The sequence below is a fragment of the Pseudomonas sp. SWRI50 genome (assembly GCF_014269095.1).
In the GTDB taxonomy this organism is placed as follows: Bacteria; Pseudomonadota; Gammaproteobacteria; order Pseudomonadales; family Pseudomonadaceae; genus Aquipseudomonas; species Aquipseudomonas kermanshahensis.
On the sequence record NZ_JABWRW010000009.1, the window covers coordinates 164,463 to 191,381 of the forward strand.

General features: G+C 59.0%; 22 protein-coding genes and 1 pseudogene. 20 read left to right on the top strand and 3 right to left on the bottom strand.

The features are described from left to right. The first annotated feature begins 141 nt into the window (after positions 1 to 141). The 5 genes from HU750_RS12585 (at position 142) to HU750_RS12605 (ending at position 6,366) form a co-directional block, all read left to right on the top strand. Positions 142 to 1,629 carry an aldehyde dehydrogenase family protein gene (locus HU750_RS12585; protein ID WP_186680020.1) on the top strand — a complete coding sequence of 496 codons (1,488 nt, stop codon included), beginning with the start codon at positions 142 to 144 and terminating at the stop codon, positions 1,627 to 1,629. Between the two features lie 188 nt (positions 1,630 to 1,817). Next, positions 1,818 to 3,167, top strand: a complete 1,350-nt coding sequence (locus HU750_RS12590; protein WP_186680022.1) for an alginate export family protein — start codon at positions 1,818 to 1,820, stop codon at positions 3,165 to 3,167. A 259-nt stretch (positions 3,168 to 3,426) separates the two neighbouring features. Beyond that, entirely contained in the window at positions 3,427 to 4,566 is a 1,140-nt protein-coding gene (locus HU750_RS12595; RefSeq protein WP_099454650.1) for an ornithine cyclodeaminase family protein, read from the top strand. A gap of 29 nt (positions 4,567 to 4,595) precedes the next feature. Further along, positions 4,596 to 5,018, top strand: coding sequence for a RidA family protein (locus HU750_RS12600; protein WP_099428869.1), 423 nt, complete (start codon positions 4,596 to 4,598; stop codon positions 5,016 to 5,018). A gap of 52 nt (positions 5,019 to 5,070) precedes the next feature. Continuing rightward, positions 5,071 to 6,366: an NAD(P)/FAD-dependent oxidoreductase gene (locus HU750_RS12605; RefSeq protein WP_186680025.1), complete on the top strand. Its 1,296-nt coding sequence runs from the start codon at positions 5,071 to 5,073 to the stop codon at positions 6,364 to 6,366. Positions 6,367 to 6,374: 8 nt separating this feature from the next. Here the strand turns inward: HU750_RS12605 and HU750_RS12610 are convergent, their stop codons facing one another. After that, entirely contained in the window at positions 6,375 to 7,145 is a 771-nt protein-coding gene (locus HU750_RS12610) for an SDR family NAD(P)-dependent oxidoreductase (protein WP_099454651.1), read from the bottom strand. 81 nt (positions 7,146 to 7,226) lie between these two features. Further along, positions 7,227 to 8,060 carry a transporter substrate-binding domain-containing protein gene (locus HU750_RS12615; RefSeq protein ID WP_186680026.1) on the bottom strand — a complete coding sequence of 278 codons (834 nt, stop codon included), beginning with the start codon at positions 8,058 to 8,060 and terminating at the stop codon, positions 7,227 to 7,229. A 430-nt stretch (positions 8,061 to 8,490) separates the two neighbouring features. On the opposite strand from HU750_RS12615, the gene HU750_RS12620 reads away from it, so the two are divergent. The 9 genes from HU750_RS12620 to HU750_RS12660 all read left to right on the top strand — a co-directional run bounded on the left by HU750_RS12620 (position 8,491) and on the right by HU750_RS12660 (position 17,191). Then, positions 8,491 to 9,312: an amino acid ABC transporter ATP-binding protein gene (locus HU750_RS12620; RefSeq protein WP_186680027.1), complete on the top strand. Its 822-nt coding sequence runs from the start codon at positions 8,491 to 8,493 to the stop codon at positions 9,310 to 9,312. A 10-nt stretch (positions 9,313 to 9,322) separates the two neighbouring features. Beyond that, positions 9,323 to 9,994 (top strand): amino acid ABC transporter permease, encoded by a 672-nt coding sequence (locus HU750_RS12625; RefSeq protein WP_099454654.1) that lies wholly within the window; start codon positions 9,323 to 9,325, stop codon positions 9,992 to 9,994. 10 nt (positions 9,995 to 10,004) lie between these two features. Beyond that, positions 10,005 to 10,670: an amino acid ABC transporter permease gene (locus HU750_RS12630; RefSeq protein WP_099454655.1), complete on the top strand. Its 666-nt coding sequence runs from the start codon at positions 10,005 to 10,007 to the stop codon at positions 10,668 to 10,670. Positions 10,671 to 10,706: 36 nt separating this feature from the next. Next, complete coding sequence (locus tag HU750_RS12635) at positions 10,707 to 11,582, top strand: dihydrodipicolinate synthase family protein (protein ID WP_186680028.1); 876 nt, start codon at positions 10,707 to 10,709, stop codon at positions 11,580 to 11,582. A gap of 126 nt (positions 11,583 to 11,708) precedes the next feature. Beyond that, positions 11,709 to 12,989 (top strand): NAD(P)/FAD-dependent oxidoreductase, encoded by a 1,281-nt coding sequence (locus HU750_RS12640; protein WP_186680037.1) that lies wholly within the window; start codon positions 11,709 to 11,711, stop codon positions 12,987 to 12,989. Continuing rightward, entirely contained in the window at positions 12,986 to 14,467 is a 1,482-nt protein-coding gene (locus HU750_RS12645) for an aldehyde dehydrogenase family protein (protein WP_186680039.1), read from the top strand. The genes HU750_RS12640 and HU750_RS12645 overlap by 4 nt, the downstream gene beginning before the upstream one ends. A 9-nt stretch (positions 14,468 to 14,476) precedes the next feature. Beyond that, entirely contained in the window at positions 14,477 to 15,502 is a 1,026-nt protein-coding gene (locus tag HU750_RS12650; protein WP_099454659.1) for a proline racemase family protein, read from the top strand. 54 nt (positions 15,503 to 15,556) lie between these two features. Further along, positions 15,557 to 16,318, top strand: a complete 762-nt coding sequence (locus HU750_RS12655) for a GntR family transcriptional regulator (RefSeq protein ID WP_238348894.1) — start codon at positions 15,557 to 15,559, stop codon at positions 16,316 to 16,318. A gap of 117 nt (positions 16,319 to 16,435) precedes the next feature. Further along, positions 16,436 to 17,191 (top strand): SDR family NAD(P)-dependent oxidoreductase, encoded by a 756-nt coding sequence (locus HU750_RS12660; RefSeq protein ID WP_186680041.1) that lies wholly within the window; start codon positions 16,436 to 16,438, stop codon positions 17,189 to 17,191. A gap of 118 nt (positions 17,192 to 17,309) precedes the next feature. On the opposite strand, the gene HU750_RS12665 is transcribed toward HU750_RS12660, so the two are convergent. Beyond that, a complete protein-coding gene (locus HU750_RS12665; protein WP_186680043.1) occupies positions 17,310 to 19,433 on the bottom strand; it encodes a TonB-dependent receptor family protein in 2,124 nt (707 codons plus the stop codon). Between the two features lie 219 nt (positions 19,434 to 19,652). On the opposite strand from HU750_RS12665, the gene HU750_RS12670 reads away from it, so the two are divergent. The 6 genes and pseudogenes from HU750_RS12670 (at position 19,653) to HU750_RS12695 (ending at position 26,889) form a co-directional block, all read left to right on the top strand. Beyond that, positions 19,653 to 19,895: a DUF1654 domain-containing protein gene (locus HU750_RS12670; protein WP_027596110.1), complete on the top strand. Its 243-nt coding sequence runs from the start codon at positions 19,653 to 19,655 to the stop codon at positions 19,893 to 19,895. A 6-nt stretch (positions 19,896 to 19,901) separates the two neighbouring features. Beyond that, positions 19,902 to 20,273: pseudogene (locus tag HU750_RS12675) on the top strand (endonuclease); the annotation flags it as partial. Positions 20,274 to 21,326: 1,053 nt separating this feature from the next. Then, positions 21,327 to 22,472, top strand: a complete 1,146-nt coding sequence (locus tag HU750_RS12680) for a tyrosine-type recombinase/integrase (protein WP_186680055.1) — start codon at positions 21,327 to 21,329, stop codon at positions 22,470 to 22,472. After that, entirely contained in the window at positions 22,456 to 24,585 is a 2,130-nt protein-coding gene (locus HU750_RS12685; protein WP_186680057.1) for a hypothetical protein, read from the top strand. Before HU750_RS12680 ends, HU750_RS12685 begins: the two co-directional genes overlap by 17 nt. 5 nt (positions 24,586 to 24,590) lie before the next feature. Then, a complete protein-coding gene (locus HU750_RS12690; RefSeq protein ID WP_186680059.1) occupies positions 24,591 to 26,540 on the top strand; it encodes a hypothetical protein in 1,950 nt (649 codons plus the stop codon). A 10-nt stretch (positions 26,541 to 26,550) separates the two neighbouring features. Beyond that, entirely contained in the window at positions 26,551 to 26,889 is a 339-nt protein-coding gene (locus tag HU750_RS12695) for a hypothetical protein (RefSeq protein WP_186680085.1), read from the top strand. Positions 26,890 to 26,919: the final 30 nt, after the last annotated feature.

The window sequence follows — 26,919 nt, forward strand, 5'->3', positions numbered from 1 at the left end:
TTGCTGCCTGCCAGCACCTGCATGCCTGGCAGGCAGCGTCATGCCGCCGTCAGGGAGATGCAAGATCAGCACCGGGCCCGTTCACTATGCTCGACGCTTTGGCGGCCGGTCAGGCCGCGTTCCTCTGCCTCAGGAGCCAGCATGAGCGACATTACCCTTCTTCCCGCGGTCACGGCATTCTTGGCCCGCCAACATGGCGTGTTCATTCACGGCCACTCCATCGCCAGCCAATCCGCCTCGACCCTTGCCGTGGTCAACCCGGCCAATGGCGAAACCCTCGCGCGCATTGCCGATGCCAACCAGGCCGACATTGACCATGCCGTGAGCTCGGCGCGCCAAGGCTTCAGCACCTGGTCGTGCACCAGCCCGGCCGCCCGCGCCGGCGTGCTGTTCAAGCTGGCCGACCTGCTGGAAGCCAACCGCGAAGAATTGGCCCAGCTAGAGACCTTGCAGTCGGGCAAGCTGATCGGCATCGCGCGCGCGTTCGAGGTAGAGCAGGCCGCGCATTTCTTGCGCTACTACGCAGGCTGGGCCACCAAGATCACCGGCCAAACCATCACCCCGTCCCTGCCCTCGTTCGCCGGTGAGCGCTACAGCGCCTTCACCCTGCGCGAACCGATCGGCGTGGTGGTGGGCATCGTGCCGTGGAACTTCGCCACCATGATCGCCATCTGGAAGCTGGCCTCGGCGCTGACCACCGGCTGCAGCATCATTCTCAAACCCAGCGAGTTCACGCCCCTGACGCTGCTGCGCATCGCCGAACTGGCCAGCGAGGCCGGCCTGCCACCGGGCGCCCTCAACGTACTGACCGGCGGCGGCCTGGTGGGCAAGGCGCTGGTCGAGCACCCCGGTACCGACAAGGTTTCGTTCACCGGCTCCGTGCCCACCGGCATCGCCGTCGGCCAAGCCGCCATGGGCGCCAAGCTGACCCGTGCGACACTGGAACTGGGCGGCAAGAACTCGGTAGCGTTCCTGCCCGATGTAGCGCTCGACAAAGCCGTCGACGGCATCATTGAAGCTGGCTTTCTGCATTCCGGGCAGATCTGCGCCGCCGGTGAGCGCTTCTTCGTCCACCGCTCGCGCATCGACCCACTGCTTGACGCACTGTGCCAACGCCTGGGCCAGCTGAAGGTCGGCTCGCCGCTGGATGAATCGACCCAGTTCGGCCCGGTAGCCAACAAGCCACACCAGCAGAAGCTGGCCGAATTGTTCGCCACCGCACGCGCCGAAGGCAGCCAGATCATTCATGGTGGGCACATTGGCGATGGCCCAGGCTGCTTTGTCGAGCCGACGGTGATTCTCGCCAAGGGCGCCAGCGACACCCTGCTCAACCAGGAAACCTTCGGCCCGGTGGCGACCTTCTTGCCGTACGACGACGAAGACGAACTGTTGCACCTGATGAACGCAACGCCCTACGGCCTCAGCGCCAGCCTGTGGACCAACGACCTGGGCAAAGCCATGCGGATGGTCCCGCACATCCAGGCCGGTACGCTGTGGGTCAACATGCACACCCTGCTCGACCCCGCCGTGCCTTTCGGCGGTATCAAGGCCTCCGGCATCGGCCGCGAGTTCGGCTCGGCGTTCATCGATGATTTCACCGAGCTCAAGTCGGTGATGATCCGTTACTGAAGCGCCCTGCTGCATGTACCTGGCCAAGGCGGGCAAGCGCCTTGGCAGCCACGAACAAGACCCCACCCAGCCATCCACGCACTAATAGGCCGTCGCAGCCAACCGCGACGGCGCCTCGCCTCCACGAGGCTGCCCCCGAACAACAAAGGCCGCCTTGCGAGGTGCCGAGAACAATCGAGGGAAGTGCAATGTTCAAACCGCAACGGCTGTCCACCCTGGCCCTGGCCACGCTGCTGGCCAGCCAGGCCGCGCCGGCCTACGAACTCTACGCCGACGACGACAGCCACGTGAATGCCGACATGCTCGCGGTGTGGGGCATGTTTAACAGCCGCAAGAATTATGACGGCACGGCCGGTGGCTCGACCTGGCGCGAGGGCTTCATCAAGTATGGCCTGAGCGGTGACCAGGGCCTGGCAGGCAACGGCAGCCTCTATGGCGCCTTGAACTGGGTGAGCTCCGCCACCTGGGGCGATGGCGATGCCGCCGGCAACACCGATGGCTCCGAGCGCACCACCAAGATCGAGGACGCCTACCTGGGCTGGCGTTCAGGCGACCTGCTGCCCTGGCTGGGCAAGGATGGCGTAGACCTTTCTGGAGGGCGGCAGGTGGTCCGCCTGGGCAGCGGCTTCCTGATCAACGACGACGGCCCGAACCTGGGCAGCGGCTTCCTGATCAACGACGACGGCCCGAACCTGGGCAACGGCGTGGCCGACGGCCACCTGGACCGCGGCGGCGCCTACTACCTGGCGGCGCGTCACGCCTTCGACCGCACCGCAGTACTGCGCCTGGGCGGGCAGGATGGCCTGCATGGCAGCCTGCTGTGGCTGAAGTCCGATAACCGCGCGCAGGCTGAAACCGAACTGGCCGCCGGCACCCTGGACTACACCCATGCTCTGGGCACCTTGGGGCTTACCTGGGTGCACGGTATCGACGTCACCGAGCAATGGGCCAGCGCGTTCCAGAAAGCGCGTGAGGGCATGGACGTCTACAGCCTGCGTGGCGAAGGCAACGCCGGCATCGACAATGCCAGTTTCGCCTTCGAATACGCGTGGCAAGACAAGCAAGGCGGCCCGGAAAAAGCCTGGTACCTGCAGGCCGGCTATACCTTCGCCGACCTGCCTTGGGCACCCCAGGTGACCTACCGCTACACCCGCTACTCGGCAGGCTGGGACGCGCTGTTCAGTGGCCTGTCCAGTGGCTATGGCACCTGGTTCCAGGGTGAAGTCGCCGCCAACTATGCCGGGCCCTTCAACAGCAACACCGGCATCCACCATGTCGGCGTGAAGGCGACCCCGCTGGAAAACCTCACGGTCGGTGCGCTGTATTTCGACTTCGACACGGTGCGTACCCGCGACAGCCTCAACCTCGATGCCCGGGAACTCGACCTTTACCTGGAATGGGCGGTCAACGACCACCTGATCATCAGCCCGCTGGTGGGCCTGTATCAGCCCCGCAAGGACGAGCGCAACGGCGGCAATCAGGTGGGCGGCGACGGCACCAACGTCTACAGCCAGCTGACTGTTGCGGTGCCGTTCTAGATCAGTACATGAACCACTGTAGGAGCAGCCTTGTGCTGCGAAGAGGCCGGTCAAATCACAGTAGATCTCCGCTGCCTTCACCGGCCTCTTCGCAGCGCAAGGCTGCTCCTACACAAAGCTCAGCCGTGGCACGGCAGGTCAAGTCGCCTGGCACGCTGACGCAAGACGGCCTGCCGCTCGTTAGCGAAACTGACACCACGAATGACAGCCCCCGCCCACAAGAACAAAACCTGACAACGGCCGCCTTGCGAGACCCGCCATGACCCTCGATACCCGCATTGACTTCATCTACCTGTCCGAACAGGACATGATCCGCGCCGGCGTGACCGACATGCCCGCCTGTGTCGATACCATGGAAGAAATGTTCGACCTGCTCTACCAGGGCGACTACCGCATGGCCGGCCCGAACAACGACTCCCACGGTGCGATGATCACCTTCCCCGAGCAATCGCCGTTCCCGCACATGCCAAAGCCGACCGCAGACCGTCGCATGATGGCCATGCCAGCGTACCTGGGCGGCAACTTCCGCACCGCGGGCGCCAAATGGTACGGCTCCAATATCGCCAACCGCGAAAAGGGCCTGCCCCGCTCGATCCTGATGTTCACCCTCAACGACGCCGACACCGGCGCCCCACTGGCACACATGTCGGCCAACCTGCTGTCGGCGTACCGCACCGGCGCCATCCCCGGGGTTGGTGCGCGCCACCTGGCCCGCAAGGACGCCAAGGTCATCGGCCTGGCTGGGCCGGGCGTGATGGGCAAGACCACGGTTGCCGCGTTCATGGCGGTGTGCCCGCTGATCGATACGATCAAGATCAAGGGCCGAGGCCAGAAGAACCTGGATGACTTCGTTGCCTGGGTCCAGGCGACCTTCCCGCAAATCACCCACATCCAGGTCGTGCAGACCCTGGAAGAGGTGGTACGTGACGCCGACCTGGTCAGCTACTGCAGCTCGGGCGAAGTCGGCGACCCCAGCACTTACCCGCTGGTGCGGCGCGAGTGGGTCAAGCCCGGTGCGTTCTTGGCCATGCCTGCCCCGTGCAGCATTGATGACGGCATGGAGCGTGCGGACGTGCGCAAGGTAGTAGACAACACAGGGCTGTACCAAGCCTGGTTCGAAGAACTGCCCAAGCCTGCGCACAACCATGTGCCGCTGGTAGGCGTGCGCTTCATGGACATGATCGCCGAAGGCAAGCTGGACGCCGCGCAGGTCGAGGACATCGGCAAGATCATCAGGGGTGATGCGCCAGGCCGTCTGAACGACGAAGAAATCATCCTCATGTCGGTGGGCGGCATGCCCGTGGAAGACGTTGCCTGGGGCACCGTCGTGTACCGCAACGCGCTCGAGAAAGGCATCGGCGTGAAGCTCAATCTCTGGGAAAAACCTGTCCTTAGCTGATTCCTCAACCACTCAAAAAAGGCTCCCCCATGACGCAGATCACCAAACTGAAAACCGGCTCGAAATTCGAAGACCTGGCCAGCTATTCCCGCCTGGTGGCGGTGGACAACTGGATCCACGTCTCTAACACCGCCGGGCGCAACCCGCAGACCCAGGTCATCCCTGAAGACGTGATCGAACAGACCCACCAGGTATTCGCCAACATCGAAACCGCACTGGCGGCAGTCGATGCCGGGCTGGGGGATGTGATCAGCTCGCGTGTGTTCATCCAGGACCCGGCCGACGTGCCAACGGTCATGGAAGTGATCGGCGAAAAATTCCGAGGCATCGACCCGGCCACCACCGTCACCTGCCCGCCCCTGGGCTCGACCGTCTACAAAGTCGAGCTGGAAGTGACGGCGTACCGGGGGGCTTCGCGCGCGCAGGTCACGCTGATCCGCCTGGGCGAGTGATCCGCCAGCCTTGAACCGCAACATTCCGTTCACACTGCCGCCGAGTGAAGCCATGCCCCCCATCATCGACCCTGTGCACACCCCTACCACCCACCCTCAGGCCACGAGCGTGGTGATCATCGGGGGAGGCATCATCGGCCTGACCGCGGCCCTTACCCTGGCCGAACGCAACATCCCTGTGGTGCTGCTGGAGAAGGGGCGCCTTGCGGGCGAGCAGTCGTCGCGCAACCTGGGCTGGGTGCGCAAGACCAACCGCCATGCGCACGATATTCCGTTGGCCCTGGCCGCCGACCAACTGTGGGCGAAAATGCCAGAACGGGTCGGCAGCGATGTCGGCTACCGGCAAGCAGGCATCATGTTCATCGGCCGCAACGACACGCAGATGGGCATGCACGAAAGCTGGCTCAAGAGCGTCGAGCACCTTGGCCTGGACTCTCGGCTGCTCAGCAACAAGGAGATTGCCAACAAGGTGCCCGGCGGCCGTGCCGACTGGGCCGGGGGCATCTACACCGCCTCGGACGCGCGCGCCGAGCCAACCCTGGCCGCCAGCGCCATCGCCCGTGCAGCGATCGCCAAAGGCGCGGTGCTCGTGGAAAACTGCGCGGTGCGCACGCTGGTCACCGCGGCTGGCAGGGTCAGCGGCGTTGTCACCGAGCAAGGCGAGATTCGCTGCGACCAGGTATTGCTAGCCGGCGGCTTGTGGTCTCGCAAGTTTCTCGGCAACCTCAATATCAACCTGCCCACCCTGCCGCTGACCTGTTCAGTACTGCGCACCCACCCGCTGGACGGCCCGACCGACATTGCCGTGGGCGCACCGGACTTTTCCTTCCGCAAACACAAGGATGGCGGCTACATCATTACCCAGCGCGGGGCGCTCGATGCATTCCTGACCCTGGATCACCTGCTGCTGGGCAGGCGTTACCTGCCGCAACTGCGGGCACAGCGTGACTTTTTGCGCATCAGCTTCGGCAAGTACTTCTTCAAGGACCTGGCCCTGGCCCGGCGCTGGAGTGCCTCGCAGGTGACGCCCTTCGAGCGCGTCAGGGTTCAGGACCCACAGGCCAACACGGCATTGAACGATGAAGCCCTGCGTAACCTGAAAGCAGCTTGGCCAGTGTTCGAGCAGGCCCGGATCGCCTCCGCCTGGGCAGGCACGATTGACGTCACCCCAGACTCAAACCCCGTGATCGGCCCGGTGCCGGCCATTCCCGGCCTGACCTTGGCGACCGGGTTTTCCGGGCATGGCTTCGGCACCTCGCCGGCAGCGGGCCAATTGGCGGCGGACTTGATTTCGCAGTCACCCACGTTGATCGACCCGAGCCCCTATCGGTTCGAGCGCTTCGCCTAAGCGGCGCCTCATCGGATGTAACTGCCGCCGTTCATATCCAGCGTCGCGCCGTTGAGCGACGCCTGGGACGGGCGCAAAGTGAACGCCACCAGCTCGGCGATTTCAGTCGGGCTGGCCATACGCCCAAGGGGGATGTCTGCCACGGCGGCGGCTTCGCCATGTTGGGCGACAAACTGTTCCGCCATGTCGGTGCGCACCCAACCCGGGGCAATCGCCACCGCCACCACACCCTGCCCCGCCACGCTACGGGCCAGTGATTTGGTCAAGTTGATCAGCGCGGCCTTGCTGCTGCCGTAGGGCAATGCCTCGGCGGCATAACCTCGCTGGGCGGCGCGGCTGGCCATGTTGACGATACGCCCGCCGCCATGGGCGCCAAAATGCGCCACTGCTTCACGGCACAAGTCGGCTGCGGCGAAGAAGTTGACTTGAAACTCGCGACGCCACGCCGCCCGCCATTGCGCTGAGGGCGCATCCAGCGGGACCTCGGTGCGGATGCCTGCGTTGTTGACCAGGCCATGGATGCGCCCACCGGCCAGCTCAAGGGCGGCATGCCACAGGGCCTCAGGGCCGGTGTCCTGGCTCAGGTCACCCTGCACGGTCCAGCCATTGCCCGCGATCCGCTCCAACAGGGCCTCGGCACCTTTGGCATCGCGGCTGTAATGAATCAGCGGCTTGGCACCCTCGGCCGCCAGTTGTTCGACAATCGCGGCGCCAATACCCCCTGACGCTCCCGTGACCAGGACTACCTGCCCATGCAGGGGCCGTGTGCGTTCACTCATGAAGTTCACCTTCTTTCTATGCAGCCCAGAAAAATGCCGCGTGCCTGGCTGCAGGCGCGCGGCATGACGCAGTGTTACGCCCTACTTGGCAGCGTTGGCCGCCAGCGAAGCGTTGTCGACCAACTGCTGGATTTCACCGGTGTCGCGTCGCTGCCTCAGGTAGATGTTCAGCACTTCAAGGTCGGCCGCCGTGATGTCCCGGCGTACACCAAATGAAACGCCCTGCTTGGCCAGTGCAGGCTTGGGCAGTATCTCGCGGGTCCAGTCAGGGTTGGCCAGGGCAAACAGGTGGTTGGTGTCGCTGGCATCGACCAGCACATCAGCACGTTTGGACATGACCGCCAGGCGCGCTTCGTCCATGCCGGGCAAACGCATGATCTTGCCATTGCGCACGACCGCGCTGATGGCCTTGTCCTGGGCTGTGCCAGACATCACCGCGAACGTCACGTCCGGTTTGTCGAGGGTGGCGATGTCGTCCTTCACGTCTACGAGCTTGGGGTTGTTCTTGTTGACCAGCAGCGACACCTGATAGTCGGTTGCCGGCACGGTGAATGCGACCGCCAAGGCACGTTCCGGGGTCTGGTTCAGGGCCATGGCCAGGTCCCACTTGCTGCTTTGCAAGCCCGCCACCAGGTTGTCCCAACTGGTGTCGACGAACTCCACCTTGACCTTGAGCACCTTCTCGCCGAAGTCCCGGCACAGGTCGACGAAGTAGCCGCTGTAGGCGCTAGTGCTGGCGTCTCGCATCACGTACGGCGCTGCCACGGCGGCGCCACAACGCAACACCCCGGCTTTTTGCACGTCTTGCCACAGCGAAGTCTCAGCGGCCTGGGCCGGCGCTTGAGCCAGCAGTGCGGCACAAAGGCTGGCACTGGCCAACAGCGCGTTGAACGAAGAGCGGACGGAAACAACCATTTTTGACCTCACTGATAATCATTGTTGTTGGCAGGAAGGTAAGGCGTTTATCTGCATGCTTGTATGTATGCAATGCTGTACTCACAGTAGAAAGGGTTGAGCTGGCCTGTCAATAGCCGTTTGGAGTGCTGATGAAAAATTTCCGCTTACGCATGTGTTGACAGGCTCAGCGAAATCACACTAGCCTGAATACAACTCTGCATACATAGCGGCACTCATTAGAATTATCGCGCTCTTTTTTGCTTGCTCTTCTGCCTACAAAAACAATCACCGGAGAGACTCAAAATGCCACGCCCCCCTTTCCCCGCCGTCCCGTGTCTCGCTGCAATTCTGCGGCTGCTGCCTAAAACACAGCGGGCCTGAAAGCCCGGTAACGCCTGCTGACATGCCGAGGGCCCTGGCCAGGGGCGACCTCGCGGAGACGACTGTCATGAACACGCCTCATTTAGTGGCTGCCCAGCCACTGACTTCGCTCACCCCGAATTCCGTCTACGGCGGTGATTTCATCCAGCTGCGTGACGTTCGCAAGGCCTATGGCGAGCAACTGGTGGTGATGGACCAGATGAACCTGGACATGCGCGCCGATGACCGGCTGGTGATCATCGGCCCATCCGGCAGCGGTAAAAGTTCGTTGCTGCGGGTGTTGATGGGCCTGGAAGGTATCCAGGGCGGCACCATCCGCTTCCAGGGCAAGCCCTACATCGATGGCTGCCGCAAGCAAGGCAAGCCGCTGGATGAAACCCTGCACAAACAGATCGGCATGGTGTTCCAGCACTACACCTTGTTCCCGCACCTCTCGGTGCTGGGCAACCTGATCCTCGCCCCGGTCAAGGTGCATGGCCTGAGCAAGGCCGAGGCCACCGAAAAAGCCCGCGCCTACCTCGCCCGGCTGGGCCTGGAAAGCAAGCTGCACGCCTACCCCAGCCAGCTCTCCGGTGGCCAGAAACAACGTGTGGCCATCGCCCGCGCACTGATGCTCGAACCGCGGCTGATGCTGTTCGACGAAGTCACCTCGGCACTCGACCCGGAAATGGTCATCGAGGTGCAGAACGTGATGCTGCAGCTGGCCGAACAGAAGATGGCGATGGTCATCGTCACCCACGACATGCACTTCGCCCGCCACATCGCCACCCGCGTGGTGTTCTGTGCCAACGGCAAGGTCGTCGAGCAGGGCCACCCAGACCAGCTCTTTACCGCCCCGCGCGAACCCCGTACCCACGAGTTTCTGGAAAAAGTCCTGCACCTGGACTGAGGGCGCTCCGATGAACTACCAATTTGACTTCCACTTCCTCAATGGCAGCCTGCCGGCCCTGCTCGACGGCCTCAAGGTCACGCTCGAGCTGGCCCTGGTGTCCAACCTGATCGGGCTGGTGTGCGGTTTCGTGCTGTGCCTGATGGCCCTGAGCCGATGGTTCTTCATCCGCTGGCCGGCGCAGCTGTTCATCGAGTTCTTCCGCTGCACCCCGGCGCTGTTGCAGATCGTCTGGTTCTTCTACTGCGTTCCGATGCTGTTCGACGTGTTCATCGACCCGATCGCCATGGGCTTCCTGGCCCTGGGCTTGAACCTTACGGCATTCAATGCCGAGGCCTACCGCGCGGGCGTTCAAGCGGTACCGCGCGAGCACCTCGATGCCTGCGTGGCACTGGGCCTGAAGCCCTGGCAGCGCACGCTGTACGTGGTGTTGCCGCAATCGCTGCGCAGCGCCTTGCCGGTGCTGATCACCAACGGCATCGGCACCCTGCAGCAAAGCGCGCTAGTGGCGATCGTCGCCGTCGCCGACCTGATGTACGTCGGCAAGAGCCTGGCCACCGAGGCTTATCGCCCGTTGGAAACCTACACCCTGATCGCCCTGGTCTACTTCGCCCTGTCCCTTCCGATCGCCCAGCTGGTGCAGTGGTTCGAGCGACGCCAGGACCTGGCTGCCCAGCGCTGAGGAGACAGCCATGCCACTCGATTTCTCGGTTGTTCTGAACTACTGGCCAGTGCTGTTGAAAGGCCTGGCCCTAACCTTGGCATTCACCGGTATCTGCGCCCTGCTGGGCAGCCTGCTGGGCTTTGTGGTCAGCCTGCTGCGCCAGGTCAAGACGCCGCTGCTGCGCCTGCCGCTGACCCTGTACGTGGAGTTTTTCCGCGGCACGCCACTGCTGATCCAGCTGTTCTGGGTGTTCTTCTGCTTCCCGGTGGTCTTCGGCCTGAACATCCCGCCCTATGCCTCGGTGTTGATCGCCCTGACCTTGTTCATGGGGGCAATCACCAGCGAGACCTTCCGCGGCGCGCTGAAGTCCATCGCCAGCGAACAGCACGACGCCTGCACCGCCCTGGGCCTGACGTCAAAGGTGAAGGTGCTCTATGTGATCTTCCCCCAGGCACTGCTGCGCGCCGTGCCCCCGCTGCTGTCGAACGTGGTCAGCCTGTTCAAGGAGAGTGCGTTGATCTCCTCGGTTGGGGTCGCCGACTTGATGTTCGTCGGCCAGAACATTTCCAACAGCACCGCCCGCCCGGTCGAGTTCCTCTCGGCTGTGGCCGTCATCTACTTCCTCGTGGCCTTCCCGCTGACCCGCCTGGTCGGCGTGGTCGAAGGGCGCCTGCTGCGTCGCTACGCCTACTGACCTGACTGATCTGAAACCAACCCCGGAGACGACATCATGAAACTCAACGGTATCCTGCCTGCCTTGGTCACCCCTTTCGACGCCGCGGGCAAAGTCGATCACGACACCCTGGCCTCGATCCTCGAGCATCAACTGGCCGCAGGGGTCAGCGGTTTCGTGCCACTGGGCTCGACCGGCGAATACTATGCACTGGCCAATGACGAACGCCGTCAGATACTGGCCACCGTCAAAGAGGTGGTAGGTGACCGCGGCACCCTGATCGCGGGGGCCAACGGTTCGTGCACCCGTGAAGTGCTGGAGCAGATCAAGCAGACCGTCGACGCTGGCTACACCAACCTGCTGATTGCCCCGCCGTACTATGCGCTGCCGTCCCAGGAAGAGCTGCTGGCCCACTACAACACCATCCTTCAGACCTTTCCCGAGATCAACGTGGTGCTCTACAACTACCCCATCCGCACCAACGTCGAAGTGGGCCTGGACGTGATCGCGGCGTTGCACCAACACCCGCGTGTGATCGGCATCAAGGAAAGCAGCGGCAACCTGTTGCGTGCCATCGAGATCGGTGAGAAATACAAGGGCATGCAGTTGTCCTGCGGCTCGGACGACCAAGCGCTGGACTTCTACCTGTGGGGCGCCGACAGCTGGATCTGTGGCCCGGCGAACATCTTCCCGGAGAAGGTCGTGGCCTTCCACAAGGCCTTTACGGCTGGCGATATCCGCGGTGCCCAGCAAGTGATGCGCAGTTTGTTCCCAGCCATGGCCAACCTGGAAAGCGGCAAGTTCGTGCAAAAGGTCAAGTACGGGGCGGAGCTGGCAGGCTTCAAGGTTGGCAATGCCCGTGCGCCGCTGCTGCCGCTGACCGATGAAGAAAAGGCCGAGTTCCGCACGGTATACGAAGCTTCGCAGCAATAAGTGCCAGGGGCCGCTTTGCGGCCCATCGCGGGCAAGCCCGCTCTCACAAGGAGCGGCGCAAACCTGTAGGAGCGGGCTTGCCCGCGATCGAGGGCGCAGCCCTCGCAACAACGTAGAGCCTGCACCATGAACAACCCGCACCCTTCAGCGCAACAGGCCATCGTCATCGGTGGCGGTATCGTCGGCGTCTGCTGCGCGCTGTACCTGCAGCGCGACGGCCACCGGGTCACCCTGGTCGACCCCGCCGCCCCTGGCGACAGCACCGCCAAGTGGAGCTGCGGCCAGATGGCGGTCAGCGAAGTCATCCCGCTGTCCAAGCCTGGCATCTTGATGAAAATTCCTGGCTGGCTGCTCGACCAGAAAGGCCCCCTGGCCCTGCGCCCCAGCGCACTGCCTGGCATCCTGCCGTGGTTTCTGCGGTTCCTGGCCTGCGCGCGAACCTCGAAGATCAACCAGATCGCGCAAGACATGGCCCGGCTCACCCAGCATGTCTACGACGACTATGCGCCGTTGCTGAACGCCTGCCCCGACAAGACCCTGCTAGGCGACCGCCCCATCCTTGAGGTATTCGACTCCCCGGCCGGGCTGGCCCACGAACGCCCTCACCTGGACCTGCGCAAGCAGCTTGGCTTCAAATCAGAAGAGCTGGACGGCGCGGCCATCGCTGACCTGGAGCCGGCCCTGGCGGGCAAGTTCCAGCACGGTTTGCTGTTCCCCGACTGGCGCGCCGTCAATGACACCGAAGGGTTTATCGCGGCCCTGACCACAAGTTTCATTGCCCAAGGGGGCGTGCGCGTGCGCCAAGCCGCGGTGAAGATCGACCACACCCACGACCGCGCCACCGGCGTGACCCTTGCCGACGGCACGCGCTTGCCGGCCGAGCAGGTTGTCGTCGCCGCCGGTACCGGTGCCCGCGCGTTTTTCGACACCCTTGGGGTCAACATCCCGCTGGCTGGGATTGCCGGCTACCAGGCGGTATTGCCCCAGCCTGGGGTTGAGATCCGCCATTCGGTGATCTATGCCGACGGTGGTTTCTGCTTTGCCCCCATGACCCGTGGCATGCAGATTGGCGGCACCCTCGAGTTCGCAGCGCCAGGCGCCGAACCGAACTTCAAGCGCGCCGAGATCATCATGGAAAAGGCACGCCGGGTACTGCCGCAACTGAACACCCAAGGCATGCAGTTTGGCGTCGGCTACCGGCCCTTCCTGCCGGACACCAAACCCGTCATCGACCGCGCACCACGCCTGCACAACGTGGTCATGGCCTTCGGGCATGGCCAACTCGGCCTCACCCTCGGCGCCACCACCGGCCGCCTGGTTGCCGACCTGGTCGCGCAGCGCACGCCCGCACAAGACCTGAACGCCTTCAGCGCCCGACGTTTCGCACTCATTGGAGGAGCAGCATGAATCGCTACGACCAGTTTTACATCAATGGCCAATGGGTCAGCCCCATCCTGGGCGCACGCTTCCCCTCTTTCGATCCCAGTGACGAAAGCCTGATCGCGCAGGTGGCGTCCGGCAGTGCAGAAGACATCGACGTGGCCGTCAAAGCAGCTCGCGTTGCCTTCGACGAAGGCCCATGGCCACGCCTGAGCGGCGCCGAACGTGGCGCCTACCTGCGCAAGATCGCCGAGGGCATCCGTGCCCGCCAGGAACAATTGGCCACCCTTGAAGTGCGCGATAACGGCAAACCCTTTCCGGAAGCGATGTGGGACATCGGCGACACAGCGGGCTGTTTCGAGTTCTACGCCAACCTGGCTGAAGAACTGGATGAGAAAGGCGAAAAACCCATCGCGCTGTCCGATGACCGTTTCAGCTGCGTGGCGCGCAAGGAACCCATCGGTGTTGCCGGCGCCATCGTGCCCTGGAATTTCCCGATGCTGATGGCCGCGTGGAAGATCGCCCCGGCCCTGGCGGCGGGCTGCTGCATCGTCCTCAAGCCCGCCGAGCAAACCTCGCTGACCGCGCTGGAGCTCGCGCGCATCGCCGATGAAGCCGGCTTGCCTGCCGGTGTGCTGAACATCGTCACCGGCCCCGGCACCACCGTCGGTGCAGCGCTGACCGCGCACCCCGGCGTAGACAAACTGGCCTTCACCGGCAGCGTGCCGGTCGGCAGCCGCATCATGCAAGCGGCCGCACAGGACATCAAGAACGTCACCCTGGAGCTGGGCGGCAAGTCGCCATTCGTGATCTTTGCCGACAGCGATATCGAAGCTGCGGTCGAGTGGATCATGTTCGGGATTTTCTGGAACAAGGGCGAGGTCTGCTCGGCCACCTCACGGGTGCTGGTAGAGCGTTCGGTGTACGAGCCGTTGCTGGCACGCCTTGCCGAAGAAACGCGCAAGATCAAGATCGGCAACGGCATGGAAGAAGGCGTGCTGCTCGGCCCGCTGGTCAACCGTAACCAGTACGATGGCACCCTGCGCGCCATCGCCCGGGGCCTGGAAGAAGGTGCCCGCCTGGTGGTGGGCGGCGAGCGCCCAGCACACCTGGACAAAGGCTTCTACCTGCAACCCACAGTGTTCGCCGACGTGCCGGAACACAGCTGGATCTGGAACGAAGAAATCTTTGGCCCGGTGGTGTGCATCCGCCCCTTCGACAGCGAACAGGAAGCGATCGACGCGGCCAACAACTCACGCTTCGGCCTGGGCGCCGCTGTCATGTCCAAAGACCTGGCGCGCTGTGAGCGCGTGGCCCGCAAGTTCCGCGCAGGTATTGTCTGGATCAACTGCTCCCAGCCGACCTTTACCGAAGCCCCCTGGGGCGGTTACAAGCAAAGCGGGATTGGCCGCGAGCTGGGTGAATGGGGCCTGAACAACTACCTCGAAACCAAGCAGATCACCCGCTACGACAGCGAACAGCCTTGGGGCTGGTACATCAAGTGAGGTAACGCCATGCGTTGGAAACAGACCCTACAACTGGCCGAAGTGCACTGCGAGGGCGAAATCGGCAAGGTCATCACCGGTGGCGTTTTGGGCATCCCCGGCGCCAGCATGCTGGACAAGATGAACTACATCAACGAGGTCGACGACAGCCTACGGCGCCTGGTGACGCTGGAACCGCGTGGCTGCCTGCAGATGTCGGTGAACCTGCTGCTGCCGCCGACCCACCCTGATGCACACGCCGGGTTCATCGTGCTGCAGGCCGACAAGGCCCACCCGATGTCCGGCAGCAACTGCATCTGCGTGGTCACCGCCCTGCTCGAACTGGGCATGGTGCCGATGCAGACGCCAGAAACCACCGTGGTGCTCGACACCCCGGCCGGCCTGGTCACCGCCCGTGCCCAGTGCGCGGACGGGCGCTGCCTGAGCGTGTCGCTGGACATGGTGCCGGCGTTCGTCGAGCACCTGGACCTGGCCGTCGAGACAGAAGCGTTCGGCACGATCAAGCTCGATGTGGCGTTTGGGGGTGTGTACTACGCGCTGGTAGACGTCGAGCAGACCGGGTTGTCCATCAACCCGGAGAATGCCCGGGCGTTGGCCGACGCCGGTGTGGCGTTGAAAGACGTGATCAATCGACAGCTGAACATCCAGCACCCGTTGCTGCCGTCGGTCAACGAGGTGGCGTATGTGATGTTCCGCAATCGCCTTGATGAGCGCACCTACCAAACCTGCACGACCCTGCCGCCTGGCCGGGTCGACCGCTCGCCGTGCGGCACCGGCAGCTCGGCCAACCTGGCCACCTTGGCGGCACGCGGCCTGGTGCAGACGGGTGACGAGTTGGTGTCGCGCTCGACCATCGGCGGGCAGTTCCAGGTCACCCTGCTCGGGCATACCGAGGTCGCCGGCCGGCCTGCGGTGCTGCCGCGGGTAACCGGGCGCGCCTGGCTTTACGGGCTGCAGCAGTTGGGGGTGGACCCGGATGACCCGCTGGCGGCCGGGTTCATGCTCAGCGATACCTGGGGCGCGGGGACTGCCTGAGCCGCAGCGGCCTCTCGCCGGCACGGCTGCGAAGGGGCCTGCAGCGCACTGCAGATGAAAACAACAAAGACCGGCCTGTATGATACGACCGAGCCCAACCGAGACCTGATGATGGCCAAAGACACCGAAACCGAAGGCGCGCCACGTCGCCACAGCGGTCGCTACATATACGAGGAACTGCGCAAGCAGATCCTCACCCTCAAGCTCAAACCGGGCGTGCAACTGGACGAAGTCTCACTGGCCGCGCAGTTCGGGCTCTCTCGCTCACCGGTGCGTGATGCATTGGCACGGCTCATCACCGAGGGGCTGGTGGTCATCCTGCCGAACCGCACCACCTTGGTCACCCCCTTCGAGATCGAGGAGTTCCCCAATTACATCTCGGCCCTGGACCTGATCCAGCGCGCCGTCACCCGCCTGGCTGCAACCCAGCATCGCGCAGAAGACCTGGACGCCATCCGCAACGCCGACGCGGCGTATCTGGAGGCCGTGACCAGTGGCGACTTCCAGGCCATGTCCGAGCTGAACAAGGCCTTCCACATGGCCATCGCGCAGGCCGGGCGCAACCCCTACTTCATCAACTACTACGAACGCCTGTTGAGTGAAGGCCAGCGCCTGCTGCACCTGCACTTCGACCACGTGGTCAGTTCGGCCACCGCCCACCGCCTTGGCCGTGACCACGATGAAATGATCGAGGCCATTGCCGCGCGCGATGCCGATGCCGCAGAAGCTGCGGCGCATGAACATACGATGCTGTTCCAGCGCCGGTTCCTGGATTACCTGCAGCAGAACCTGACAGCGCGCATGTCCATCGCCTGACCCCCTTATCAGCACCCGCTGACACCGCCAGGGCTGAGACCGCTCAGCCCTGTTGACACACTCACACCCTTTATCAGCCTGCATGCAAACCTGCATACATTAAATCAGGAGTCGAAAATGCAAAGATTCGTGAACAACGTGGCGATCGTGACCGGTGGCGCTGGCGGCATCGGCTCTGCCATTGCTGGCCGGCTGGCCAGCGAAGGCGCAACGGTGGTGGTCAGTGACGTCAACCTCGAAGCAGCAAAGGCAGTGGCGCAGGCCATTGAGCAGGCCGGCGGCAAGGCGCACGCCATCGCGGCGGACATCGCGTCGGGCGAGGCCTGCCGGGGCTTGGTGCAAGAGGTCGCAGCAACGTTCGGGCGCATCGATGTGCTGGTGAACAACGCCGGCATCAACCGTCGCGGCAACCTGCTGGCCTTGAGCGAAGAGGATTGGCACAGCAGCTTTGCGATCAACCTGGATGCCATGTTCCACCTGTGCCGGGCCGTGCTGCCTGGCATGATCGAAGCGGGGGGTGGCGCGATCGTCAACACGGCCTCGCAGTGGGGCCTCTACCCGGCACCTGGGCATATTGCCTACAACGTCACCAAGGCGGCGGTGGCGTCGTTTACACAAAACCTGGCGCGCGACTATGCGCCGCATAAAATCCGGGTCAATGCGGTATGCCCCGGCGAGATCCACACGCCCATGCTTGAAGCCGGCGTGCTGCGGTCGGGGCGCACCATCGCCGACCTGGACCGCATGGTCCCGTTCGGGCGCATCGGCAAACCGGAAGAGGTCGCCGCCCTGGTGGCCTTCCTGGCTTCGGACGAGGCGGCGTTCATGTGCGGCTCGCTGGTCGAGATCACGGGCGCGCAAGCGGTGGCCTGACTGCAGCATGCACCCCCAGGTTAGGAGCAGCCTTGTGCTGCGAAGAGGCCGGTAGCAGCAGTAAAGATCACTGTGCTACTACCGGCCTCTTCGCAGCACAAGGCTGCTCCTACCTCTATCAGCGGAACTGATACTCCAACCCGGCGCCCGCATACCACGAACGCCCCGGCGCAGCTTCGTAGTAGCGTGCGTTGCCGTCACCCACGATCACCGACCCCACATACTGCCGATCAAACAGGTTGTCCAGGCGGATCAACTGGTGGAACGTCCACGGCCCCGCGTGCTGTTCGAAGCGCGTCCGCCAGTTGAAGACGGTATAGGCCGGCGCCGGTTTTGCGGTATTGCTGTCCTCCACATACACCTTGCTGCGGTACTGCCCTTCAACCCCCATGCTGACAAACGTCGCTGGCTTCCACACGAGCTCGCCGAACAGGTTGTCAAGCGGCACGCCCGGCAGGCGGTTGCCATCCTCGATGGTCTGCGTGCCTTGGGCGAAGTCTTCGGCGTAGCGGGCATCGGTGCGGGTGTACACCACGGTCGTCTGCCACTGATCGCTGAGGTCGCTGTGCAGGCTCGCCTCAAACCCGCGGCGCAAGGTCTTCCCGGCGTTTCGGTAACTGGTACGGCCGTCGGTGGCGCTGGCCACCACGATTTCGTCATCCGTATGGATTTCGTAAACCGCGGCGTTGAGCCGGGTACGTTCGCCGAGCCGGTATTTGACGCCCACTTCATACTGGGTGCTGGAGGCAGGCTTGAGCCCGAAGTTGAAGCGTTCAACCAGGCCAGGGGCGTAGGCCATTTCGGCCTGGGTCGGGGTCTCGAAACCCTTGCCGACACTCACGTAACCACGCACATCCGGCGTAAACGCATACATCACCGACAGCGATGGCGTGTTCTGCTGGTACGTCTTCTTGCCACTGGAATCGCCATTGGCCAGGTAGTGGTCATCGACGCGCATTTGCATCGAGCTGTGGCGCAGGCCAAGGTCAGTGGTCCAGTTGCCGAGTTCCCAATGCGCCTGGATGTAGGGGTCCAGGCTGGTGGCGGTGTCTTGCTCGTCACGCCGCAGCTCACCTTTGACGCCCAGCGTGTCGCCGCTGAAGTTCTGGAAGCCGCGGCGGTCGTCCTTGCTCTGGTCATAGTCGGCGCCAACCGTGACCGTGAGGTTGCCGGGGGCGGCTACAACCGGCTGTATCCAGCGCAAGGTGCCGCCGTGAAACGCACGGTCGAAGTCCACTACCCCACCGCCACGCTGGCTGTTGGAGGCCACTGTCTTCGGAATGGACAGGTACTGCACGACGCTACGCTGCCCCGCGTAGAGGTTGAACTGCAACGTGGCATCGCCGAAATAGCGCTCGTAGTTCATGCCCAACTGCTGATGGTCGATGCTCTTGCGGGTGTTGTAGATATCCGCCACCGCCGCGGTGGAACGAGGGTCATGTTTATAGGCGTCCCAGGTTTGCCCCAGCGGGTCTTGCGTGTTGTTCTGTTCGAGGCTGCTGTAGATCAGCGCCAGGCGCGAGTCAGCGTCGGGCCTTACGTGCACCTTGGCGAAGGTCTGGTCGCGGCGGGCGGCGCTGTGGTCACGGTAACCGTCGGTGTCCATGCGCGATGCATCGAGCACGAAGCCGGCGGTTTCGTTGCCGCCCTCGGCCGACAGGTGATTCTTGTTGAAACCGTCGCTGCCAAAAGTGGTTTCGGCCCCTACCCTTGCAGGCCCCTGCCCGTCCCGGCTGAACATCTGGATAACGCCGCCGGCGTTGCTCCCGTACAGGGTCGCTGCGGGGCCGCGCAACACTTCGATGCGATCGGCCACATCCAGGTTGAGCGAGGCGGCCTGCCCCTGGCCGTCTGGCGTGCTGGCAGGGATACCATCGCTCAGCAGCTTGAGGCCGCGGATACCAAAGGCCGAACGTGCGCCGTAACCCCGCGATGACACTTGCAGGTCTTGCGCATAGTTCTGCCGGTTTTGCACCACCAGGCCCGGTACCTTGGTCAGCACTTCTGAAAGATTGACGGCCAACTGGCCGTCGGTCCCGTGGGAAAGGTCCACGGTATCGATCGAAAAAGGCAGGTCGAAACTGCCGGTTGGCGCGTAGGCGCCAGTGACCACCACCGGGTCGGTGATCACGACATCGACTGCCTCGGTGCTGGCATGGCTCAACGGGCTGATGCTGCCGGTCAGCAACAGGGTCAGGCCTGTGCGCAAGGGGGCAGGTCGATGCAAACGCAATGGGTACATGTGAAGCTTCCTGAAGCTTGGGCCTGACCGATTTCGCGTCATGCCCAAGGCGTCACTGCTGTGTCCAGGCACAGAGCGCGCGAATGAATGCGGAGAGGTGATGGCACAGATGGTACCAATCCTTCACCTCGGCCACACACTCTTTTGCCTCACAGGCAGTTGCGAATTTACTTACGGTGAAATACTGTACGCACATACAGCAAAAACAAGGAAATGCCTGTGGCCAGCACCTCCTCAGCAACACCGAGCAGCTATGAACAACTGGGCGTACGTATCCAGAAGATCATCAACAGCCCCACTGCCCAACGCAGCCGTGCAGCGCTGATCTTCCGCCTGGAGCAAGAGTCCCCGGATGACTGGGAGACCCTGCTCGAAGAGATCGCCGAGAACGACAACGTCACCCTCGCCCATCGCGACGATGGCGGCGTGCAGATTTTTTGGACCGTGCCCAAGGAAGACTGACTGCGCATGAGAGTTTCGCTTTTCGCTGCAGCCTGCCTGCTGTTGTCCACCCCGTTTGCCCACGCCGATGCCCCACGCACGTTCCAGGAGGCCAAGAAGGTCGCCTGGAAGCTGTACGCGCCACAATCGACGGAGTTTTATTGCGGCTGCAAGTACAAAGGCAACAAGGTTGACCTGGCCTCTTGCGGCTATACACCGCGCAAGAATGCCCAACGGGCTTCGCGCATCGAATGGGAGCACATCGTGCCGGCCTGGCAGATCGGCCACCAGCGCCAGTGTTGGCAGGACGGTGGGCGCAAGCAGTGCTCGCAGCACGATGAGGTGTACAAGCGCGCCGAGGCCGACCTGCACAATCTGGTGCCCAGTATCGGTGAGGTTTATCTGAAAGCGCTTCGTTTCTCGTAAAATGTTGACAAGCTGGGTGATCGGTATAGTCCCTCTTCCCTAGCACGCCTTCACATCGATATCGCCTCCAGCCTCCCGACTCTGCATTCTGCAACTGATGGGCTTCAAGGAGGGGCATGGCTCAATCCAGCCCCTCTCATTGTGAAGTCCGTGCTGGGAGCATTTGCCGACTCATCCATAAAGCTCCAGTGCCCAATCGGAAAAGCACGGTGAACTGATAGAGCCTGGACTCCGTTACACATTTCTCCATACCACCTCAGCGCGTCTAGCAAAGCCCTCCTTTACCTGGCCTTGCGCAGGTCAAAACCGAACCTTGCCAAGGTCAACACGCCGACCTGAATTTCGTGTGCTGCCCAAGCCGGCGCGTTGGTGCCAACCACGGTTGAAATTCATCCCGTCAGCAGCGCCCCGTTGCTCCCTCTTGAGACCGCAGGGGAAATTTCGGATATAGAAATTAAAATTCTCTATAAATCGATTATATCAAGATAAAAACTTTTATGTCTTTAACGCCTATTTTCAACTCGTTTGCAACCATTAAAAAATGCAAACCATTTGCAGTTTGCAAAAAACAAAATACAGGCATATTGACAGAAAACCCAACTATATACTTTAACTAAGCAAGCCACACACACAGACCTTGTAAACCCAACGAACCGCCCAAGAAGCTCACTGCTGACGGGGCCTGGGCTCAGCCCGCGCCCTAGAAAGCTACCCCAAAAAACAGAACAACTCTAAACATTATTGACAAATTGACTTAAACAAAAATATTAGCAGTTGCATGATCAAAAGAAAAAACACCTAACACGCCATGGAAGAATACTTAGAAATATCGATAAATTGAAAATTAAGCTATAACTAAACATAATAAAAAGATAAAAATAGATAATTAAATGAACTAGCAGGACGATTGCACCCGAACTCTTGACCCCCTAGGATCCACCACCGTAACGAACATTTAGAAGACTAAGAACATAGTCTGCGACCAAAAGACTGAAGCGCCCACCCCGCCGACCAAGCGAACCACTAATGAAACTTAAGAAAGTCACTAACGTCGAATGGTCAGGAGGAACGATTAAAACCTATGCGATCTTGCGGGGTGAAAATGTTTTCACTGACAGCATAGTTCCGATCCCATCGCTATACCTTATTTCGCTCGCACAAATGGAAAAAGCTGATAACTCAATTAGAGCCACTGGCTCTGACCTTTTGTCTTTTTTTCAAACGCTTGAGCGATATGGACTAGAGTGGGACTCTCTTTCTGACACCGACATGTCCGGATATTTATATGGCCATCTTCATAAATTCCATGGCCTGAAAAAACAGTCGATGGAGAGACATATTTCTTCCATCAAAGGCCTTTATGCGTTCGCCTACGATGCAGGAATTATTTCAGCTCCCGCAAAATTCAGCTATCTGTACATACAAGACGAAAGCAAAGAAAACAAAAAATCAAAGAAAAAAATTGATTTCGACTTATACAACAACTATTTACACAAAGATCTTTTCAATGAAATTTTAGCAAATATAGCCTCGAAAAGAGCATTTGAAAAAGAGCGTGACGAGCTAGCGCTTATTATTGGATTTCATTATGGATTACGGACTAGCGAAGTAACCAACAGTGAAAATCTTAAAACCGAAGAATTGAAAAATCTGATTTCAGCTGCAGAAAAAATCGGTTCTAGAACTATTACAATCACGCTAATCGGCAAGGGAAGCAAAATCCGAAAAGTAGATATTCCCCCTTATGCAGTGAGAAAGATCAAGCAATTTCTTGAGGGTCGAAGAAGCAAACTACCTGACGGGCCATTGATTTGCTCACGCCGAGGAGAACCTTTGATCGAAAGCCACTGTACAAATATTTTTAGGCGGGCGAAGAACGCTTCAATCGGCATAATCGAAAAGAACATCGCGAGGATTCATGAGTTGAATCCTAACTATCACTTCATATCGAAAGAATCATTTTCTAACCTGGTTTTTCATTCACTTCGACACACTTACGCAACTAACCTAGTCGATTTTTGCTACAAGCACGGTCTAGACCCTTGGCAATATCTACCAGACCAGTTAGGACATAGCGATGTAGAAACAACAAAAACATATGTTGTTTTTGACGGAGAGCTAGGCAGACGCGAAAAAATCAGGCAGGCATTGAATAATGAAATCAAAGATTGACGCACCAAAAACACAGATGATGCTGGATCTGAGCCTGTCCGATCTTGCACCAGAAATCTCGCCTACATCTGGGTCTGATACATCAGCAACTGTACTGGTCATCAGTTCTATGCGGACAGAGCCGTCACTGCAAACCATTAGTATTCCAACATGGTTTGAAAAATGTCCTATCGCCAGGTGCTTAATCAGCTATCTGAATAGTGACACCCTAAAAACAAAGAGCCGTCATGACGCATATGCAAAGCTGACTCGAACTAGGGCAATCTTTGAATGGGCATCGGTAGAGTATGCAGGGGCTTCGAAATTTCCCACCGGGATATTTGGAGACTACTGTCTCCACCTCAAAAATAAGGGAGTACAAGAGAGCAGCGCGTGCGCCTACATGTCATCCTATCGAACCCCTATTGACTGGTACATTGAACAACACCACGCAGATCCGAGCCGCGCAGAAATCATCAACAGCCTTAGGGCAGCGAGGTCGTATATCCCCTCTCTGCCCAATAAATCAGAACGGACACAAGCAAGCCTTAGCCAGATCACTGAACAGCCAATTGATGACGAGCTCAAAATCGTCCAGTCAACTATTAGATTCTGCTGCGCCTTCCTAGAAAAAATGCAGGAACAGCGTACTGCACTACTAAGCGACCCTGGGGTTTCTCAGAAGCTACAAGAGCTCATCCAGAGCTGCGAGGGAGACTATCTCCGTCTTAAATGGAGTAGCCATGACAGTAAGCGAAGCACAGTCTACAAACCGCTAGCGGCCTACATTTTGGACAGTGACGACCTGAGCTTGAAGGAGCGCTTGCTTTGGAACCAAGTACAATGGGCGTATGAGACCATCGATGGAAATCTTGAGCTTTCAAAAACCGCAGCTGACCAAAAAATCCGAGACGGTCTCAGAATCACTGGCGCTCTGGATATTCAGCCAGACGATACCAATAGAATTCTATACTTCAAAAACATCGATTATCTTTCCCTAATCAAGCACACACCAGCGGAAGAAATTTGCTTCGCGTGGTTACTAGCAACTGACCGAGTTCAGCTAGCTGGACTCCTGAAGATGAGCATTGATGACTTAAGAATAACAATGAGCTCAGCTTCTCCGATTTTCGAAAAAGGCCGAAGCGCGGAGAAAATCCGAGAAGTCCCCATGCATTCTTCCAAGTCCCTGCAGTATCAAGCTTATGTATCCTTCAAAAAGCTAAAAGAGAGCTTCTTTAGTCTTTTCCCTAGCCATGGAAACAAACTAATAGAAATACCTACCACTAGCACCTTACAGTGTTTGAACAGCGAGCCCTACTCTCCACTGATTATGGCTTGCCACGAGCACACCAGCACTTATAACGATCTCCAGTTGAAAGAGCCTGGCATTAAAATATTCGCCAACATCGTCCGATGCGTTGCAGCCAATAACAGGATTTTTCATAAAAACAACCGAAAGGCGAAAGACGATATTTATAGGCAAACCATCTCAGTGACCAACATCGCCCAAAGCCGAGCAATATTGGATTTGGACGAAAGTGACCTCGACAATATTCCCTATGAGAAGTATGGCCAAGAGGTCGTTGACGCCAGTGCAACTGCACACTCGCCCCAGGTCAAAAGAATCAAATACATCTATGCGAGCACCACGAAATATAGGCTAGGGAAGCGTGCGGCTTTTGCAGCCACTGTGGGCAGTGCCATGGTTGATGATGCCAGGAAAGTCATCGACTCCATGGCTGGGAATGTATTTATGGGTATGAAAGAGTTCAAGGTCATGCTGGGATGGTCGACAGATATAGAAGGTGAAGACTCTGTCGCCGAATTTGATCAGCTTTTGCTTTCTGCTCGGGACGCAGGATATGAAATAACTCCTACAGCTCAGCTGAAACGGGGTGGTACTACCTATATCATTACTAACCCTGTCTCCGCCGCGTTGCTTTTGGACTATAAGCAGGCCTGTGTAGAGCTACTTAGAAATACTCCCATTAGTGAGGAGGCTCGTGCCACATCTCTTGTCATGCAGACAGCTTACATCGAAGCATGTCTGGAAAAATTTGATCGCAAGACCATTTCGCTTGGACAGGGCGTCCTGGACAGATCTTCATTTCCGAGGCCAGTAGTCAGGTGAGAATAATGAAATCAGAAAATGCTTCGTTCAGTCTGGCCACCTCAGGCCAATCTCATAACAATCAGTTAGGAGATGATGTCTGGAGTGTTCAATGCCCAAACACTGGAGACATATACAACGTCCGCTTCGATTGGGATTGCTCACAGGCGAAAAGGATCTACGGCCAGATGTTATTTCTTAAGGGCAGTATTGGACGCGGCTATGCAGACGAGAATAATCGGATACTTGTAAGCAGCATCTCTTCTGCAAGACAAGAAACAGCATACATTCGCGAAATTTGCGAATACTGGGAACAAGAATATCCGGACAGGTCGTTGCACACATTGAATCGGGCGGAACTGGCAAATTTACTCAGGAAATTTTCGGTTAAAAAATCCAGCTTACTAATTGGAAGCGACGAGCTTTTAGGGTTTTCCACGATTCAGATGATGAGCAGGTTGATTGACAGAACCAACAACCTGTATATCCATGGAGCACTCCCGGACGGTTTCTCATACCACATCACTGACTCATTCAGAAAGTCAGCGGTAGCTGAACTTCTTGCCAGTCACGGATTGACATATGCCGAATGGAAAGAAGGTGGCACGTATGGATCAATACCTATGGTGTGTGCCTCGCTAACTTTAGCTGAAGCAATCATACTCATCGAATCCGATGAGGCAATGATTGCTTCAAAATTTTTCGAATGCTGGCGAGAATTCAAAGAAGCGCCAAAGCTTTGGTTCGGAGAGAATGATCGCTTGGCTCTCTATAGGCACATTCAATCCTCTCAAGTCAATCATAATTCTAGCAGGATCATCAAATGGGAACACTCCGCCAGAAGCTTAGGATCAAGTATCGATACTGCAACCACAACAGCGTTCAAAAAGATGCCCTGGAACACCCTAGGAGAGCTTAGTGACTTCTGCATTACTTTACTGAAGGCGGCGCTTTCGATCATAACAATCCTCAGCGGGTTCCGCATTAGTGAGACCAGAAGCATAAGCACAGACGGCTATGAAAGACATAACGATGGAAGCTGGTGGTTTAAAAGCGAAAACACCAAAACAGAAAACGGATTCCAAAGCCCGAGGTCGCTTCATGGGTTGGTTGCACAGGCCGCCAACTTGATAACTAACCTTTCAGCTTTAGACCCTTCGGACACAGACCTGCCTCTCTTCCACTGTGGCTTCCGCAGCGGAGCATTTAATGTCGCGCTTGGTTGGGGAAAGCAAACAAAAGAAGAATGGTTGGCCGACAGCAGCTTTAGTTTACCAACACTGAGAAATTGGTTCAGAGATTTCTACAAGGACTTTGTCTTAGAAAAACACCCAGAGGCCGCTTTAATCCATAGCCATGTCTCCCCTCACCAAGCCCGGCATACATTTGCCGAGTTTGCCCTTCGCAGGTTCGATGGGAGAATCAAGGAGAAGATCCGAGAGCACTTCAGACATCAATATGGATCTGCTCATACGAAAAGGTATACACAGTACAAACTTAGCGAATCCGTTCATGAAGCTCAGGAGCAGGAGTATCTGCGGGAGATGATCGGGAGGATCGCTGAAAATCGCCTGGACGAGAAATTATATGGGCCTGCTGCAAGGAGAATTGAAAATGAACTAGCTAACGTGGTTGCTGTTACCGATGAGGAGTTCAATGATATTTTAGAGGCAATGGCCGGGAACTATTCTAGGTTTGTTGCCTTTGAATGGGGGTTTTGTGCCTTGCCCAAAGGCGAAGAACATTTGGCAAAATGTCATGACAGAAAAACTGGAGTACCCAACGTGGATCATCATAGCTGTCTCGAAGTTTGCCTGGGATGCCCACATAGCATGAGTAATGAAATTCAAAAAGAGACACTTATCCGGGCAGGTATATCCCACAACGCAATCGCCAAGAGCCATTCTTTGAAAGCAATTGCTGACCTCAGCGCCAGTGCAGTCAAGCTCATTGAACGAAGAATTCTGGAAAAGTAGAGAATACGGCATGTTTGAGCTTGAAGATTATTCCAAGAAACCAGAAACCACTGAGCCTGCCTGGGTTAAAAACGAGACTACCCGCAAGCTGTTTAAACATGTCACCGAAGAGTTCAATTCCCTTAAGGCGCAAATCATGTCACAGCAGGCGACCTCTGCACCTAAGATCGTCCCACGGCGTGTAGCACTCGCCAACTCTGTCGATCCCAGCCTGATCACCAAACGCCGTCAGCCCGACGTGCTTTCTCTGATCTCTGACTACAACATGGTGAATCGCCCCTGGTTTACTAGACACTCTCCAAGCTCAGAAAATAGCGTTTCTCATACTCTACTGGCGACAGCTGCATAGCACTGCTGTGTCGACGCTTGGGGTTATAGA